This window comes from Metallococcus carri, from assembly GCF_011440275.1.
GTDB classification, from domain to species: domain Bacteria; phylum Actinomycetota; class Actinomycetes; order Actinomycetales; family Dermatophilaceae; genus Metallococcus; species Metallococcus carri.
The window spans coordinates 80005-94911 of sequence record NZ_JAAOIV010000008.1 but is presented as its reverse complement, the minus strand read 5'-3'; the positions used below and the strand labels follow the sequence as shown (position 1 = coordinate 94911).

Annotated in this window: 13 protein-coding genes; 4 read left to right on the top strand and 9 right to left on the bottom strand. The window is 68.8% G+C overall.

The window, feature by feature from the left end; genetic code table 11:
• Positions 1 to 81: 81 nt before the first annotated feature.
• Both G9U51_RS11575 and rfbA read right to left on the bottom strand, forming a co-directional pair.
• Positions 82 to 681, bottom strand: coding sequence for a dTDP-4-dehydrorhamnose 3,5-epimerase family protein (locus G9U51_RS11575; protein WP_166197084.1), 600 nt, complete (start codon positions 679 to 681; stop codon positions 82 to 84).
• On the bottom strand, positions 681 to 1553 hold the full coding sequence (gene rfbA / locus G9U51_RS11570; protein WP_166197083.1) for a glucose-1-phosphate thymidylyltransferase RfbA: 873 nt from the start codon (positions 1551 to 1553) through the stop codon (positions 681 to 683). The genes G9U51_RS11575 and rfbA overlap by 1 nt, the downstream gene beginning before the upstream one ends.
• Before the next feature lie 36 nt (positions 1554 to 1589).
• Here rfbA and rfbB point away from each other — a divergent pair, with 36 nt between their 5' ends.
• From rfbB to G9U51_RS11550, 4 genes are all read left to right on the top strand, one after another.
• Complete coding sequence (gene rfbB, locus G9U51_RS11565) at positions 1590 to 2597, top strand: dTDP-glucose 4,6-dehydratase (protein WP_166197082.1); 1008 nt, start codon at positions 1590 to 1592, stop codon at positions 2595 to 2597.
• Positions 2594 to 3424, top strand: coding sequence for a dTDP-4-dehydrorhamnose reductase (gene rfbD, locus G9U51_RS11560; protein WP_166197081.1), 831 nt, complete (start codon positions 2594 to 2596; stop codon positions 3422 to 3424). Before rfbB ends, rfbD begins: the two co-directional genes overlap by 4 nt.
• A 182-nt stretch (positions 3425 to 3606) precedes the next feature.
• Complete coding sequence (locus G9U51_RS11555; protein WP_166197080.1) at positions 3607 to 5085, top strand: sugar transferase; 1479 nt, start codon at positions 3607 to 3609, stop codon at positions 5083 to 5085.
• An 82-nt stretch (positions 5086 to 5167) separates the two neighbouring features.
• Complete coding sequence (locus G9U51_RS11550; RefSeq protein ID WP_166197079.1) at positions 5168 to 6139, top strand: zinc-binding dehydrogenase; 972 nt, start codon at positions 5168 to 5170, stop codon at positions 6137 to 6139.
• Here the strand turns inward: G9U51_RS11550 and G9U51_RS11545 are convergent.
• The 7 genes from G9U51_RS11545 to G9U51_RS11515 form a co-directional block, all read right to left on the bottom strand.
• Positions 6126 to 6716 (bottom strand): PadR family transcriptional regulator, encoded by a 591-nt coding sequence (locus tag G9U51_RS11545; protein WP_166197078.1) that lies wholly within the window; start codon positions 6714 to 6716, stop codon positions 6126 to 6128. The genes G9U51_RS11550 and G9U51_RS11545 overlap by 14 nt on opposite strands.
• The gene (locus G9U51_RS11540; protein ID WP_166197077.1) at positions 6713 to 7561 is read right to left on the bottom strand and encodes a DUF4097 family beta strand repeat-containing protein; all 849 of its coding nucleotides are present in this window, start codon (positions 7559 to 7561) and stop codon (positions 6713 to 6715) included. The genes G9U51_RS11545 and G9U51_RS11540 overlap by 4 nt, the downstream gene beginning before the upstream one ends.
• Positions 7562 to 8166: 605 nt before the next feature.
• Positions 8167 to 8826, bottom strand: coding sequence for a GDSL-type esterase/lipase family protein (locus G9U51_RS11535; RefSeq protein WP_166197076.1), 660 nt, complete (start codon positions 8824 to 8826; stop codon positions 8167 to 8169).
• A gap of 12 nt (positions 8827 to 8838) precedes the next feature.
• Positions 8839 to 9012: a DUF6104 family protein gene (locus tag G9U51_RS11530; RefSeq protein WP_166197075.1), complete on the bottom strand. Its 174-nt coding sequence runs from the start codon at positions 9010 to 9012 to the stop codon at positions 8839 to 8841.
• Positions 9013 to 9076: 64 nt separating this feature from the next.
• The gene (locus tag G9U51_RS11525) at positions 9077 to 12940 is read right to left on the bottom strand and encodes a multifunctional oxoglutarate decarboxylase/oxoglutarate dehydrogenase thiamine pyrophosphate-binding subunit/dihydrolipoyllysine-residue succinyltransferase subunit (protein ID WP_407941438.1); all 3864 of its coding nucleotides are present in this window, start codon (positions 12938 to 12940) and stop codon (positions 9077 to 9079) included.
• 164 nt (positions 12941 to 13104) lie between these two features.
• Positions 13105 to 13905: an ABC transporter permease subunit gene (locus G9U51_RS11520; RefSeq protein ID WP_166197074.1), complete on the bottom strand. Its 801-nt coding sequence runs from the start codon at positions 13903 to 13905 to the stop codon at positions 13105 to 13107.
• Positions 13906 to 13907: 2 nt separating this feature from the next.
• A complete protein-coding gene (locus G9U51_RS11515) occupies positions 13908 to 14849 on the bottom strand; it encodes an ABC transporter ATP-binding protein (protein WP_166197175.1) in 942 nt (313 codons plus the stop codon).
• Positions 14850 to 14907 lie beyond the last annotated feature (58 nt).

The window sequence follows — 14907 nt, the reverse complement described above, 5'->3', positions numbered from 1 at the left end:
ACCTCGCGGGTGGTGGGGGTCATCCTGGCACCCGGACCGGCACGATGGCACAACGCCGGGTGGGTGTCACCCGACGGAGACCTAACCGCGCAGGTCCGCAGCGAACCGTTGGCAGTCCTCGAACCGAGGCAGCAGGCCGGTCTCGGCCGCCTCCCGCAGCGTCGGCGCGGTCGCATCTTTGGGGCTCAGCGTCGGCGTGATGTCGTCCGGGATCGCCAGCCCGAGCGCGGGGTCCAGCGGATGTATGCCGTGCTCCCGGGCCGGGGCATAGACCTGGGAACACAGGTAGACCGCGGTGGTGTGGTCCGCGAGGGCGACGAAGGCGTGGCCGAGGCCCTCGGCGAGATAGACCGCGCGCCGGTTGTTTTCATCGAGCAGCACCGACTCCGACTTCCCGAAGGTGGGCGAGCCGACCCGCAGGTCGACGACGAAGTCCAGCAGCGCCCCGGACGCCGCGGTCACATATTTCGCTTGCGAGGGCGGCACCTCGGCGAAATGCACGCCGCGCACGGTGCCGCGCGCTGACACCGAGATATTGGTCTGCCGCACCTGCATCCGATGTCCCAGCTGTTCCGCCAAGTGATCGGCGCGGAAGCTCTCCAGGAAAACCCCGCGGTCGTCGGGGAACTGGCGGGGCGTGACGACATACGCCCCATCGATCCGCAGCGGCTCGATCTGCATCAGCGGCCGCCTTCGGCGAGCACCCGGTGCAGGTAGGCGCCATACCCGCTCTTGGCGAGTTCGTCGCCGAGCTCGGCGAGGCGCGCGTCGTCGATCCAGCCGGCGCGCCAGGCGATCTCCTCCACGCAGCCGACCTTGAGCGACTGCTGCTCCTGCAGGATGTGCACGAACTGCGAGGCGGCGATGAGCCCCTCGAAGGTGCCGGTGTCGAACCACGCGGTGCCGCGCGGCAGCACGGTGACGGTGAGTTCACCGCGGCGCAGATAGGCGTCGTTGACACCGGTGATCTCCAGCTCGCCGCGCGCGCTCGGCGTTAACGACCGGGCGATCTCGACGACGGAGTTGTCGTAGAAGTAGAGACCGGGGACGGCATACGACGACTTGGGCTCGGCCGGCTTTTCCTCGATCGAGACGACCCCGCCGGCGTCGTCGAACTCGACCACGCCATAGGCGCTCGGGTTGGGCACCCGGTGGGCGAAGATGCGCCCGCCGGTCACCTCGGCGTTGTCGCGCAGCCGGGTGCCAAGGCCCGCGCCGTGGAAGATGTTGTCGCCGAGCACCAGGGCGACGCTGTCCGCGCCGATGAAATCCGCCCCGATGAGGAAGGCCTGCGCGAGACCGTCGGGCGAGGGCTGCACGGCATACGACAACTCGATGCCCCACTGGCTGCCGTCGCCGAGCAGGCGGCGGAACTGCTCAGCGTCGGTGGGCGTGGTGATGACCAGGATCTCGCGCACCCCGGCCATCATCAGCGTCGACAGCGGGTAGTAGATCATCGGTTTGTCGTAGACCGGCATGAGCTGCTTGCTGATGCCGCGGGTGATCGGATGCAACCTGCTCCCGGTCCCCCCGGCCAGGATGATCCCCTTCATGGGCACGAATCCTAGGGCCGCGGTTAGTCTCAGCGGGTGCGCATCCTGGTGACCGGTGGGGCGGGCTTCATCGGCAGCAACTTCGTCCAGCTGACTCGCCGGACGCGCCCCGACGTGCGGATCACCGTGCTGGACAAGCTCACGTATGCCGGCTCCCTCGCGTCGCTGGCCGGCGTGCTCGACGAGGTCACCTTCGTCGAGGGGGACGTGGCCGACGGGGCGCTGGTGGACCGGCTGGTCGCCGATCAGGACGTCGTCGTGCACTTCGCCGCCGAATCGCACAACGACAACTCGCTCGCCGACCCGAGCCCGTTCGTGCACACGAATGTGGTCGGCACCTTCACCGTGCTGGAGGCCGTGCGGCGGCACGACGTGCGCTATCACCACATCTCCACCGACGAGGTCTACGGCGACCTGGCGCTGGACGACCCGGGCAAGTTCACCCCCGACACGGCATACAACCCGAGCTCGCCCTATTCGGCGACCAAGGCCGGCTCGGACCTGCTGGTGCGCGCGTGGGTGCGGTCCTTCGGCGTGCGGGCCACGATCTCCAACTGCTCCAACAACTACGGTCCGCGCCAGCACGTGGAGAAGTTCATCCCGCGCCAGATCACCAACATCCTGGACGGGCAGCGGCCCAAGCTCTACGGCGCCGGCCGCAATGTGCGCGACTGGATCCATGTCGATGACCACAACACCGCCGTGTGGGCGATCATCGAGGCCGGCCGGGTCGGGCAGACCTACCTGATCGGTGCCGACGGCGAAGCCGACAACCGCACGGTGATCGAGACGATCCTGGAGCTGATGGGGCAGCCAGCGGATGCCTTCGACCAGGTCACCGACCGAGCCGGACACGACCTGCGCTACGCGATCGACGCGCGTCTTGTGCGCGAGGAGCTGGGCTGGGAGCCGAGGTTCGGCGACTTCCTTGACGGGCTGGCCGCGACCATCGAGTGGTATCGCGCCAACGAGGCGTGGTGGCGACCGATGAAGGCGGCGACGGAGGCGAAATACGCTCTCTCACAACGGATTCAGTCGCCATGACGCGCTGGCTGGTCACCGGCGGGCGAGGGATGCTCGGCACCGAGGTGGTGGCTCGGCTGACCGCGCGCGGCGAGCCGTTCACGGGTGTCGGTGCGCGGGAGTGCGACATCCGCGACCTCGGGGCTGTGCGTCGCGCCGTCGCCGGTCATGACGTCGTGGTCAACTGTGCGGCCTACACCGCAGTCGACCGGGCCGAGTCCGAGGAGGCGCCCGCCTTCGCGGTCAACGCCGTCGGCGCTCACCACCTGGCGCTCGCGGCGCGCGAGAGCGGCGCTCGGCTGGTGCACATCTCCACCGACTATGTCTTCGACGGCGAGGCAACCACCCCGTATGCCGAGGAGCACCCGCAGGCGCCGCGGTCGGCATACGGCCGGAGCAAGGCGGCCGGCGAGTGGGCGGTGCGAGCGGCGCACCCGGACGCCTATGTCGTGCGGACCGCCTGGCTGTATGGCGCGCACGGGCCCAACTTCGTCGCGACCATGCTGCGGCTGGCTGCCGAGCGCCAAACGCTGAGCGTCGTCGATGACCAGCGGGGTCAGCCGACGTGGGCGGGGGATGTCGCCGCCGCGGTCATCGCGCTCGCCGAGTCGGGGCGCCCCGGTGGCTACTACCACGCCACCAGCGCGGGGGACACGACCTGGCATGGCTTCGCCCGCGAGGTGCTGCGGCTCGCCGGGCTGGACCCACAGCGGGTCGAGCCGATCGCAACGCGCGATTACCCCACAGCAGCCCCACGGCCGGCATACAGCGTGCTCGCCCACGAGGCCTGGCCGGCGCTGGCGGACTGGCGGGCGGCGCTGCAGCGCAGCGGCCTGGCAAAGCACTGAGGCCACACCGAATTCAGCAAAGGCCTACCACCACGCCATGGTGCTCTGCTATAAAAACGGTCATCAAACCGTAAAGGTTTGGTCAAGAAGCCCCGATCAGGCATGTCTGCGGGCGCAACAGCAGTGCAAGGGTGGAGCTGCGGCATGCCTCGGGGGGCGTGCCCGAAAAGGGGGCGGTAGTCGTGATCATCGATCAGCGACCCACCGCGTCCTCGCGCGCCGTCAGCGTGACCACCAGCCGCTGGGAGCGGATCCTCGTCCCGCGGCTCATCGCCGGTGACCTGGCGTGCGTCGTCATCGCATCCTTCAGTGCGGCCTATGTCCGGTTCGGCAACCTCGGCGACACCAAGGCGGCCGCCGCTGTCGTCGCTCCCAACTACGGCCTGCTCGCTGCGGTCCTGTCCTTCGCCTGGCTGCTCGCGCTCCTCGGCATGCAGTCCTATCGCCCCGAGGTGCTGGGGGTCGGCGGCGAGGAATACCGACGCGTCGTGCGCGCGACCTTCGCAGCCTTCGGCGCGTTCGCCGTGGGCTGTGTGATCGTGCGGATCTCGATCGCCCGCGGCTTCTTGCTGATGGCGCTCGGGCTCGGCCTCGCGCTGCTGTTGCTACACCGCAATGTCATGCGCGTCTACCTCTACCGGCGCCGGGTGCGTGGGCAGTTCATGGATCGGGTGTTGCTGATCGGCTCCGCCAGCGAGGTCGACGACGTCGCCGAGATCATCGCCGAACGCCCCGAGGTCGGATATCAGGTGGCCGCGGTCGCGACCGGCGAGCCGGATCCGGCATACGTCCTGCCGAATGGCACGCGGGTGCCGCAGCTCGGGCCGCTGGCGACCGTGCTGGCCCACACGACCGGCCGCCGCATCGACGCGGTCATCGTCGCCGGGCACTCGCGCATCCCGCGGTCGGCGATGCGGCAACTCGCCTGGGATATGGAGCGGACACCGATGCGTCTGGTGCTCGCCTCGACCATCACCGATATCGCCGGCCCGCGCATCCATTGGCGCCCGGTCGAGGGTATGCCGCTGATGAGCGTGGAGGTGCCGCGCTACACCGGGCCCAAATACGCCGCCAAGCGGGGTTTCGACATCGTCACCGCCGCGACCCTGCTGCTGATGCTCACCCCGGTGCTGCTGCTGACCGCGCTCGCGATCCGGCTGCAGGACGGCGGGCCGGTGTTCTTCCGCCAGACCCGGGTCGGGCTGGACGGCGTGCCCTTCCGGATGACCAAGTTCCGCTCGATGGTGGTCGATGCCGAGGCCCGTCTGGCCGACCTGCAAGCCCGCAATGGTGCCGCCAACGAGACGCTCTTCAAGCTCAAGGACGACCCGCGGGTCACCCGGGTGGGCCGCTTCATCCGCACCTACTCGATCGACGAACTACCGCAACTGTTCGAGGTCCTGCGCGGCACGATGTCGCTGGTCGGGCCGCGGCCCTCGCTGCCGCACGAGGTGGAGCGCTACGAGGACCACGTCCAGCGGCGGTTCAACGTCAAGCCCGGTATGACGGGGCCGTGGCAGGTCGGCGGGCGCTCGCACCTCGGCCAGGTGGAAAGCGTGCGCAAGGACCTCTACTACGTGGAGAACTGGTCGCTGTCCGGCGACCTGCTGATCATGATCAAGACGGTGCGCGCGGTCCTCTCCCGCGACGGCGCCTACTGAGAACCACTCCGTCCCTCCCGCCGAGCGGGCACTTTTCGCCGCGCGCAGGTGGCGGACCCGGCGCTCCGGTTAGCCTGGCCGGGTGCTTGCCGCCTATGCCGCCCGCCTGAACCCGTCCGACCCGCTCGCCGCTCTCGAGGTCGGCGACATCGACCCACCGAAGGCCCCGGACGGCTGGGTGCGGGTGTCGGTGCGAGCGGCGGCGCTCAACCATCACGACGTCTGGTCGCTGCGCGGAGTGGGGCTGCCCGAGGACCGGCTGCCGATGATCCTCGGCTGCGACGCCACCGGCATCACCGATGACGGCCACGCCGTCGTCGTCCACTCGGTCATCGCCTCACCCGGTTGGGTTGGCGACGAAACGTTCGACCCGAAGCGCTCGTTGCTGTCCGAGCGTTACCCGGGCACCCTCGCCGAACAGGTCTGGGTGCCGGCCGCCAACCTCCTGGCGCTGCCCGAGGGTATGCCGGTCGACCATGCCGCCTGTATGCCGACCTCCTGGCTGACCGCCTACCGGATGCTCTTCGTGCAGGCCGGAGTGCGCCCCGGTGACACGGTGCTGGTGCAAGGCGCCGGCGGCGGCGTCGCCACGGCCGCGGTGCAGCTCGGTGCGGCGGCCGGCCTGCGGATGTGGGTCACCAGCCGGGACGAAGCGCGCGGTGAGCGCGCGGTCGAACTCGGCGCGGATGCGGCATACGGCTCGGGCGAACGACTTCCCGCGCGGGTGGACGCGGTGCTGGAGACGGTCGGGGCGGCGACCTGGTCGCATTCGATCAAGTCGCTGCGGCCCGGTGGCACCGTCGTCATCGCTGGTGCGACCTCCGGTGACGCCCCCGATCACGCCGAGCTGACGCGAATCTTCTTCCAGCAGATGCGAATTCAGGGTTCGACGATGGGCACTCGGCGTGAGCTCGAGCAGCTGCTCGCGTTCGTGCGGTCCCGCCAGATCGAGCCGGTCATCGACAGTGTCCGTCCGCTCGATCAGGCCCGGGACGCCTTCGCCGCGATGATCGACGGCGACGTCTTCGGCAAGTTGGTGCTCACCGCCGGCTGAGGCCCTCCAGCACGGACAGGGTCTGGGCCAGCAGGTCGCGCACCTGACCGACGACCTGTTCCTCCACCCGGCGGTCCCGCACGATCCGGCGCGCCGTCGCGCGCACCTCCTGTGCGAGCCGCTCCACGTCGAGCTGTTCGTCGGTGCGGCCGTGGTGTGCCCGATCGGTCGAGATGGGCGTGGCCTGTTGCCGCGCCTGTCGCGCCGCCTCCTTGAGTTCGGCCCGCAGGTCCTTCGACCGGCCGCTCACCCGGGCGCGCACCTGCGCAGCGAGCTGTTGCGCCGACCGGTCCAGGTCGTCCTCGAGATCACCGAGATCACCGCTGCGAGCCGACACTTCGGCATACCCCTGATCGGTGAGCGCGTAGGTCGCCTTGCGCCCCTCGTCGGTGCGCCGGACCAGGCCTTCCTCCTCCAGCTTGGCCAGCCGCGGGTAGACCGTGCCAGCGCTGGGGGAGTAGAGCCCGTCGAAGCGCTCCTCGAGGCCGCGCATGATCTCGTAACCGTGGCGCGGTCCGTCGGCGAGCAGGGCGAGGAGGTACAGCCGCAGCTGCCCGTGGGCGAAGACCGGGCTCATGTCGGGTCCGTGGCGAGCGTGGCGCCCGCGTCGGCGTGACCGCCGCGCAGGATGGTGACATTGCCGGAGACGGAGTTGGCCTTGACCTTGAGGCCGCCGTTGCCCTCGGTGAACGTGCCGCCCTTGCCGAGCATGCCGGTGATCTTGCGTCCGTCCACGACCGCCGTCCCGCTCATGGTGGTGACGCGCACGGCATAACCGGTGCCCGGTGCAAGACGCAGCGTCACATCACCGGACACCGAGCTGGACCTGACGGTGGCGTCGGACTGCTCGAGGTCCATCGTGAGATCGCCGGAGACGGTGTTGAGCCGGATCGGGTCGAGCCGGCTGCGTTGCACGGTGATCGAACCGGAGACCGAGTTGCCCGTGAAGCTGCCGCGCAGGCCGAGGCCCTCGATCGACCCGGACACGGTGTGGGCGTCGATATCGCCCTCGAGGTCGTCGATCGTGAGGTCGCCACTCACCGTGTTGACCTTTGCGGTATGCCGTAGCCCGCTGACGACCGCTTCGGCGCTGACGGTCGACACGCTGCCCTGGGTGCCGCTCGGCACCGAGATCGACACGACCGCGCGAGCACGCTCGTCCGACCCCCACGCCTTGAGCGATTCCCAGATGGTGCCGTGCTCGGGCTGGACGTGGGTCACCCGCACCATGCGCCCGTCCCAGGTCACCCGCAGTGGACGACCCTCGATCTCTTGCGCCTCGATCCGTGCGGTCGGCGAGTCGTCGTGGGTGACGACATCGACCCGGCCGGCCACCAGGCCGACGTCCAGCGCCTCGACCCGCTCGTGCTCGTCACCGATGTCCAGCACCTTCGGACCGGTGATCTCCCACTGCTCGCTCATGCTGACTCCTTCGCCAGGGCTATATCGCGTTGTATCGCGTTCAGTCACGATATATCGCGAGTTGCCCGAAGTGCAAGGGACCAGCGGCAGTCGAGGGATCCGGTCGCTATAGCCGCCGGGAGCCTCTGCTACCGAGGTAGGGGTATGCGACACCCGCAGTAGAGAAATGTGGTCGCTATAGCCGCCGGAAGCCTCTACTACTGATGTAGTGGTGGTGCGACTCGGGGTTGGTGGGGTGCCTTGGCGATGGTCGGCCGCTCCGTGGTGGTCGTGGTGACCGAGGACGTCGTCATTACCTGGCCGGGCCTCACCTGCATGCGGGCACCGCACCTGCATGCGCGCGTCGCACTTACATGCGCGCGTCGCACTTACATGCGCTGACCACGGCATGCGAGTGCGGTTTCTGCTCGCGAGTGGCGTCGCCGCATGCGAGTGGCACCCCACCTCACAACTGGTGCGGCAGCGCACGACTGGCACCGGCAGGCCACGACTGGCACCGGCAGGCCACGACTGGCACCGGCAGGCCACGACTGGCACGGCATCCGGTGCCAGATCTCCACTCTCGTGCCAGATCAACCCCAGGTCGCCAGCTGCCCCCGCGCAGGTCAGGCGTCGAGGCGCAGCCAGTGCTGCCAGCCGGCGTGCAGCACCAGCCAGGCGATCAGGCCGTAGCCGGCCTGTCCCGGGTGCCGCCCGTCACCGGCCGCGAGATCGGTCTGCCACTGGTCATGCCCGAGCAGGGGACGGAAGCAGTCGACATACGTCACGCCGCGACGAGAGCACACGTCGGCTTGCGCGTCGACGAGGACCTGCAGCCGCTCGTTGGTGTCGTTGTCCAGCGTCGGTGGCGGCCCGACGACGAAGGTCGCGATCGCCGCGGAGGACGCGTCGTCGAGGACGTTGGCGAGGTTGAGGCGCGAGCGGGCGGTCGACAGACCCTGCTCGATGTCGGCCAGGCCGCTGGAGAGCACCAGGCGGCGCTCGTTGCTGTGCGCCCAGCGCGGCGCGGTCTCGGCCTGCCAGCGACCGAGGATCTCGGTCGAGCTGTCACCGCGGATGCCGAGGTTGTAGGTCGCCACGTCGACACCGGCGTGCGGGGTGCGGGCCACGACGCGCGACACCCAGCCGAGTGCCTTGGGGTCCCCGAGACCGGCCACGAAGTCGTCGCCCACGAAACACACGCCGACCTGCCGGGGACCTTCGGCCACCCGGAAGTCTGCGCTGGGGTTGAACTCCGGTTCGGCGCCGGTGCGGGACCCGTCCATGCTCACGTCCTCTTAGTCGTCGTCATCCTGGCGCGCGAGCCAGGTCGCGAGCCGTTCCACGGGCACTTCGAATTCGGGGTTGAGGTCCACGAAGGTGCGCAGCTGATCCGCGAGCCACTCGAGGGAGACCTCCTCCTCGCCGCGGCGCGCGGCCAGTTCCTCGATGCCGCGGTCGGTGAAGTACACGCAGGTCACGCTATCGCGAGCGGATCGGGGTGACGGTCACCGCCACCCCGATCGCCCCGCGAAATCAGCGGTCGAAGGCTTGCTGCAGCATCTCGGCGAGCTGCGCCTGGTGCCGCTTGCTCGACCCGGTCGCCGGGGACGCCGCCGAGGGCCGGCCGACGAACCGCAGCGGCCGGTTCTCGCCCAGCTCGGACAGCAACTCCGGCAGGTTGAGCGCCATGAACGGCCAGGCACCCTGGTTGCGCGGCTCGTCCTGCACCCAGACCAGCTCGGCATTCGGGTATTCCGCCACGGCCTCGGCGATCTCCTTGGCCGGGATCGGTGCGAGCTGCTCCACGCGCACGATCGCGGTCTTGGTGTCCCCCCGGCGGTCGCGCTCGGCCTCCAGGTCGTAGATCACCCGGCTGGAGCCGAGCAGCACCCGGTCCACGCCGCGTGCGTCGAGGTCGGCGTGGTCGCGCAGCACCGGCTCGAACTGGCCGCCGGTGAACTCCTGCGGGTTGGAAGTGGCCGCCTTGAGCCGCAGCAACTGCTTCGGGGTGAAGACCACCAGCGGACGACGTGGCCGGGCGAAGGCCTGTCGGCGCAGCAGGTGGAAGTAGCTCGCCGGAGTGCTCGGGTAGGCGATGGTCATGTTGTCCTCGCCGAACAGTTGCAGGAACCGTTCGATGCGGGCCGAGGAGTGGTCCGGGCCCTGGCCCTCGTAGCCGTGCGGCAGCAACAGCACGACCGAGGAGCGCTGCGCCCACTTCTGCTCCGAGGAGGACACGAACTCATCGAGGATCGTCTGGGCGCCGTTGGCGAAGTCGCCGAACTGCGCCTCCCACAGCACGAGGGCGTCGGGCCGCTCCACCGAGTAGCCGTACTCGAAGCCCATCGCGGCATACTCCGACAGCAGCGAGTCGTAGACCCAGAACCACGCCTGGTCGGGGTGCAGATAACGCAGCGGCGTCCACTCGTTGCCGTTTTGCTTGTCGATCAGCACCGAGTGGCGCTGCACGAAGGTGCCGCGGCGGCTGTCCTGGCCGGCGAGCCGCACCGGCACACCCTCCATCAGCAGCGAGCCGAAGGCGAGCAATTCGCCCATCGCCCAGTCGATCCCGCCGCTGGTGACCATGTCCGCGCGCCGCTGCATGAGCTTGGCGAGCTTCGGGTGCACGGTGAAGCCCTCGGGCGGGCTGACCCAGGTCTTGCCGATCAGGTTCAGCGCGGTCTCGTCGATCGCGGTCGGACGGTCGACCGAGACCTTCGCGTCGTCCTCCTCCTGGGCCGACGGGCGCTCCAGGCCGCCGTGGCCCTCGGCGTCGGTGCCGCTGGAGGAGTCCTGCTCGCGCGGGGTGTCCGGTTCGGCGCTCTGCGCCTTCTTGGCCGCCTTGGTCTCATCGAAGACCCGCTCCAGCTGCTGCTGGTAGTCCTTCAGCGCCGCCTCGGCGTCCTCCACCGAGATGTCGCCACGACCGATGAGCGCCTCGGTGTAGAGCTTGCGGACGCTGCGCTTGGCCTCGATCAGGTTGTACATCATCGGCTGGGTCATCGAGGGGTCGTCGCCCTCGTTGTGACCACGGCGGCGGTAGCACACCATGTCGATGACGACGTCCTTGTGGAACTTCTGGCGGAACTCGTAGGCCAGCTCGGCCACGGTCACGCAGGCCTCGGGGTCGTCACCGTTGACGTGGAAGATCGGCGCCTGCACCATCCGGGCGACATCGGTGGAGTAGGTCGAGGACCGCGACTGGGACGGCGCGGTGGTGAAGCCGACCTGGTTGTTGATCACGATGTGGATCGTGCCGCCAGTGCGGTAACCGCGCAGCTGCGACAGGTTCAGCGTCTCGGCCACCACGCCCTGACCGGCGAAGGCTGCATCGCCATGCATCAGGATCGGCAGCACGGTGAACGCGGTGCCGGCCAGGTTGATGCGGTCCTGCTTGGCGCGGGCGATGCCCTCCAGCACCGGGTCGACCGCCTCCAGGTGGGAGGGATTGGCGGCGAGGTAGACCTTGGTGCTGTTGCCTCGGTCGGAGGTGAACTCACCCTCGGTGCCGAGGTGGTACTTCACATCGCCCGAACCCTGGACCGAGTTCGGGTCCTGGGTGCCCTCGAACTCGCGGAAGATCTGGCCGTAGGACTTGCCCGCGATGTTGGCGAGCACGTTGAGGCGACCGCGGTGCGGCATACCGATGCAGACCTCGTCGAGGCCCTCGTCGGCGGCATCGGACAAGATCCGGTCGAGGATCGCGATGACCGACTCGCCACCCTCGAGCGAGAACCGCTTCTGCCCGACATATTTGGTCTGCAGGAAGGTTTCGAAGGCCTCGGCGGCGTTGAGCCGCCGGACGATCCGCAACTGCTCCTGCGGGGACAGCGGGGTGTAGCCCACCTCCACCTTGGATTGGATCCACGCGCGCTGCTCGGGGTCCTGGATGTGCATGTATTCGATGCCCACGCTGCGGCAGTAGGCGTCCCGCAGGATGCCGAGGATCTTGCGCAGCTTGAGGAAGGGTTGCCCGCCGAAGCCGCCGGTCGCGAAGGTCCGGTCGAGGTCCCACAGCGTCAGGCCGTGGTTGGTGACGTCGAGGTCGGGGTGGCGGCGCTGCTTGTACTCCAGCGGGTCGGTGTCGGCCATCAGGTGACCGCGCACGCGGTAGGCGTGGATGAGCTCCTGCACCCGCGCGACCTTGTTGATGTCGTCGTCGTGGCTGGCGTCGATGTCGCGCACCCAGCGGATCGGCTCATAAGGCACTCGCAGCGCCTGGAAAATCTCGTCGTAGAAACCGTCCTCGCCGAGCAGCAACTGGTTCACCACGCGCAGGAATTCACCCGACACGGCGCCCTGGATGACGCGGTGGTCGTAGGTGGAGGTGAGCGTGAGGATCTTGCTCACGCCGTTGGCGTTGAGGGTGTCATTGCTCGCGCCCTGCCACTCGGCCGGGTACTCCAGCGCGCCGACGCCGATGATCGCGCCGGCGCCCTTCATCAGCCGCGGAATCGAGTGCACGGTGCCGATGCCGCCCGGGTTGGTCAGGCTGATCGTCGTGCCGGCGTAGTCGGCCAGCTCGAGCTTGTTGCCGCGCGCCTTGCGCACGATGTCCTCGTATGCCGTCCAGAACTGCACGAAGTCCATCGCTTCGGCGTTCTTGATGTTGGGCACGACCAGGGTGCGGGTGCCGTCCGGCTTGGCCAGGTCGATCGCCAGACCGAAGTTCACATGCCCGGGTATGACGAGTGCCGGCTTGCCCTTGTCGTCGGTGCCGAGCGCGTGGTTCATGTCCGGGACGGACTTCAGCGCCCGCACAACGGCATAGCCGATGAGGTGGGTGAAGCTCACCTTGCCGCCGCGGCTGCGGGACAGGTGGTTGTTGATGACGATCCGGTTGTCGATCAGCAGCTTGGCCGGCACCGAGCGCACGCTGGTCGCGGTCGGCACCTCCAGGCTCGACTCCATATTCGACACGATCCGGGCGGCGACGCCGCGCAGCGGCTGCAGCTCGTCGTCGGCCTCCGCCGGGCGCACCGCCGCGACACCGCCATCGCGGGCGATGGGCCGGTCGGTGCGCAGCTCCGCCTGGGTCGGGTCGATCGCCTGGGTGACCTTCTTGTCCGCCTCGCTCTGCGCCGGCGTCACCTGCTCCTGGTCGCCGTCGGAGGCCACCTTCGCCCCGCGGCGGTCCTCGTTTTGTCCCGACGGCGGCTCAGCCTGCGGGGTGGCCGGCTGCGACGAGGACGGCGACTTCGTCGCGGCGCCCGTCTGACCGCCGCTCGCGGGGGGCTTGGACGCACCGGAGTCGGTCTGCGGGGTTCGTCCATTGCGGTTGCCGTTGGCCGCACCGTTCGCGCCCGAGGAATCCGGCTGGTAGTCGGCGAAGAAGCTCCACCATGCCTTGTCGACGGAGTTCTTGTCCTGCAAGTAGTTCTGGTAGAGCTCATCCACCAGCCACTCGTTGGGGCCGAAGTTTGCGAGCGGGTCCGAGGACGGGGATGACACGCGAATGCGCCTCTTTCGATGTGTCTCGTAAGCGGTGTCTGACGGCAACAAACAGACAAGCCCAGCCTAACGCGCAGGGCTGGGCTCATCTGGGGCGGCTGCCCGCCGAGTTAGGTCACGTCGCGCCGCTCGGTGAGGAAGGTGCCGATCGCCACCATGATCGCGGCATACCCGATCAACACGAGAGCGCCCGCCCACCAGGAGAGTTGATTGGTGCTGCCGTCCTGGGCGTATCCCTGCAGTACGGCATTGGTCGCGCGGCTGGGGAAGTACTTGGCCAGCGATTCGCCCCAGGAAACCTGGCTCACGAGGACCCCGAGCAGCGGCTCGACGATGAACGCGACACCCACGCCGACCAGGATCGCGGCGATCTGGTTGGTGATGAGCACGCCGAGGCCCAGACCGATGAGGGCCCATAGCCCGAGGACGAGCAAGACCAGGACGAGTGACCGCAGCAGGGTGCCCGGCTCGGGGAAGACCTCGAGCCCGCGAATCGACAGCACGGTGGCACCGGCGCCGACCGAGCCGATCAGGAAGATCAGGCCGTAGAGCACACCGAACGCGAGCAGGGCGATGACCTTGGCGGCGATCAACCGCGATCGGTGCGGGACGGCAAGCAGCGATCCGGTGATCGTCTTGTGCCGGTATTCCGAGCCGATGGTCATGATGCCGATCACCATGAGCAAGACGTAGCCGAAGGCTGAGCCCGAGGTGTAGGTCGAGGTGGCGATCTGCAAGGGGGTCATCGCCGGCTGGCCCTGGGCCTGCTGCTCCGGGTTGGGCGTCTCGTTGAGGATCGATGCCATGAGCAGCGCCAGCAGGGCGCCGGCGGCTAAGACGGCGATCGCCATACCCCACCACAGGCGGGTCGTGAGCAACTTGCGGACTTCGGCTTTGATAGCGGTCCCCATGATCAGCGACCTCCTTCCTGGGGGGCGGCGAATCCCTGGGCAGGGTCACCCAGATTGCGGTTGGTGTTTTCGGTGAGCTGGAAGAACAACTGCTCCAGATCGGCCCGTTCACTGTGCAGCTCGTGGACCGGCACACCGGCGCGGTAGGCGATCTCGCCGATCTGGGCTGTCTCGTCGGCGATCACCGACAGCCCCCCGCCCTCCGCTGGACGAACCTGCAGACCCGCGTCGCTCAGGGCACGCGCGAGTCGGTCGCTCTGGGGACTCAGCACGCGCACCCGCTTCTCGCCGCGAAGCTCATCGATCGTGCCCTGTCGGACGGCTCGGCCGTTGGCGATGATGATCACGTCATCGACGGTCTGTTCGACCTCGGCCAGCAGGTGGCTGGAGATCAGGATGGTCTTGCCCTCGCTGGCGAGATGGCGCAGGAAGCCACGCAGCCAGCGAATGCCCTCGGGATCCAGGCCGTTGGCCGGCTCGTCCAGGATCAGCACCTTCGGGTCGCCCATCAAGGCCGCGGCGAGACCGAGGCGCTGCCGCATCCCCATCGAGTAGCCGCCGGCTCGCTTGCGAGCCGCCGCAGGTATGCCGACGAGGGTCAGCAACTCGTCCGCCCGCGAGTCGGGCAGCCCCGCCGCACTGGCGATGACGCGCAGGTGATCCCGGCCGGTGCGACCGGGGTGGAAGTTGGTCGCTTCGAGAGCAGCGCCGACCGTGCTGATCGGGTGCGTGAGTTGGGTGTACGGCGTGCCGCCGATGGTGGCGGTGCCCGAGGTCGGCTTGATCAGCCCGAGCACCATCCGCAAGGTGGTGGTCTTGCCGGCGCCATTGGGTCCGAGGAAGCCGGTGATGCGCCCGGGCTCCACGCTGAAGCTGAGGTCGTCCACGGCCCGGAAGGTGCCGAAGGATTTGGACAGATTGCGCACGTCGATACGGCCGTCCATGGCCGCCTTCGCCGGCGCGGGTGGTGCGCTCACGAGAGTTCCCCCGATCGTCGTTGAC

Coding starts and splice junctions, on each gene's coding strand:
- G9U51_RS11575 (WP_166197084.1), bottom strand. CDS start 681: ATGCAGATCGAGCCGCTGCGGATCGATGGGGCGTATGTCGTCACGCCC.
- rfbA (WP_166197083.1), bottom strand. CDS start 1,553: ATGAAGGGGATCATCCTGGCCGGGGGGACCGGGAGCAGGTTGCATCCG.
- rfbD (WP_166197081.1), top strand. CDS start 2,594: ATGACGCGCTGGCTGGTCACCGGCGGGCGAGGGATGCTCGGCACCGAG.
- G9U51_RS11545 (WP_166197078.1), bottom strand. CDS start 6,716: ATGAGCCCGGTCTTCGCCCACGGGCAGCTGCGGCTGTACCTCCTCGCC.
- G9U51_RS11540 (WP_166197077.1), bottom strand. CDS start 7,561: ATGAGCGAGCAGTGGGAGATCACCGGTCCGAAGGTGCTGGACATCGGT.
- G9U51_RS11535 (WP_166197076.1), bottom strand. CDS start 8,826: ATGGACGGGTCCCGCACCGGCGCCGAACCGGAGTTCAACCCCAGCGCA.
- G9U51_RS11520 (WP_166197074.1), bottom strand. CDS start 13,905: ATGGGGACCGCTATCAAAGCCGAAGTCCGCAAGTTGCTCACGACCCGC.
- G9U51_RS11515 (WP_166197175.1), bottom strand. CDS start 14,849: ATGGACGGCCGTATCGACGTGCGCAATCTGTCCAAATCCTTCGGCACC.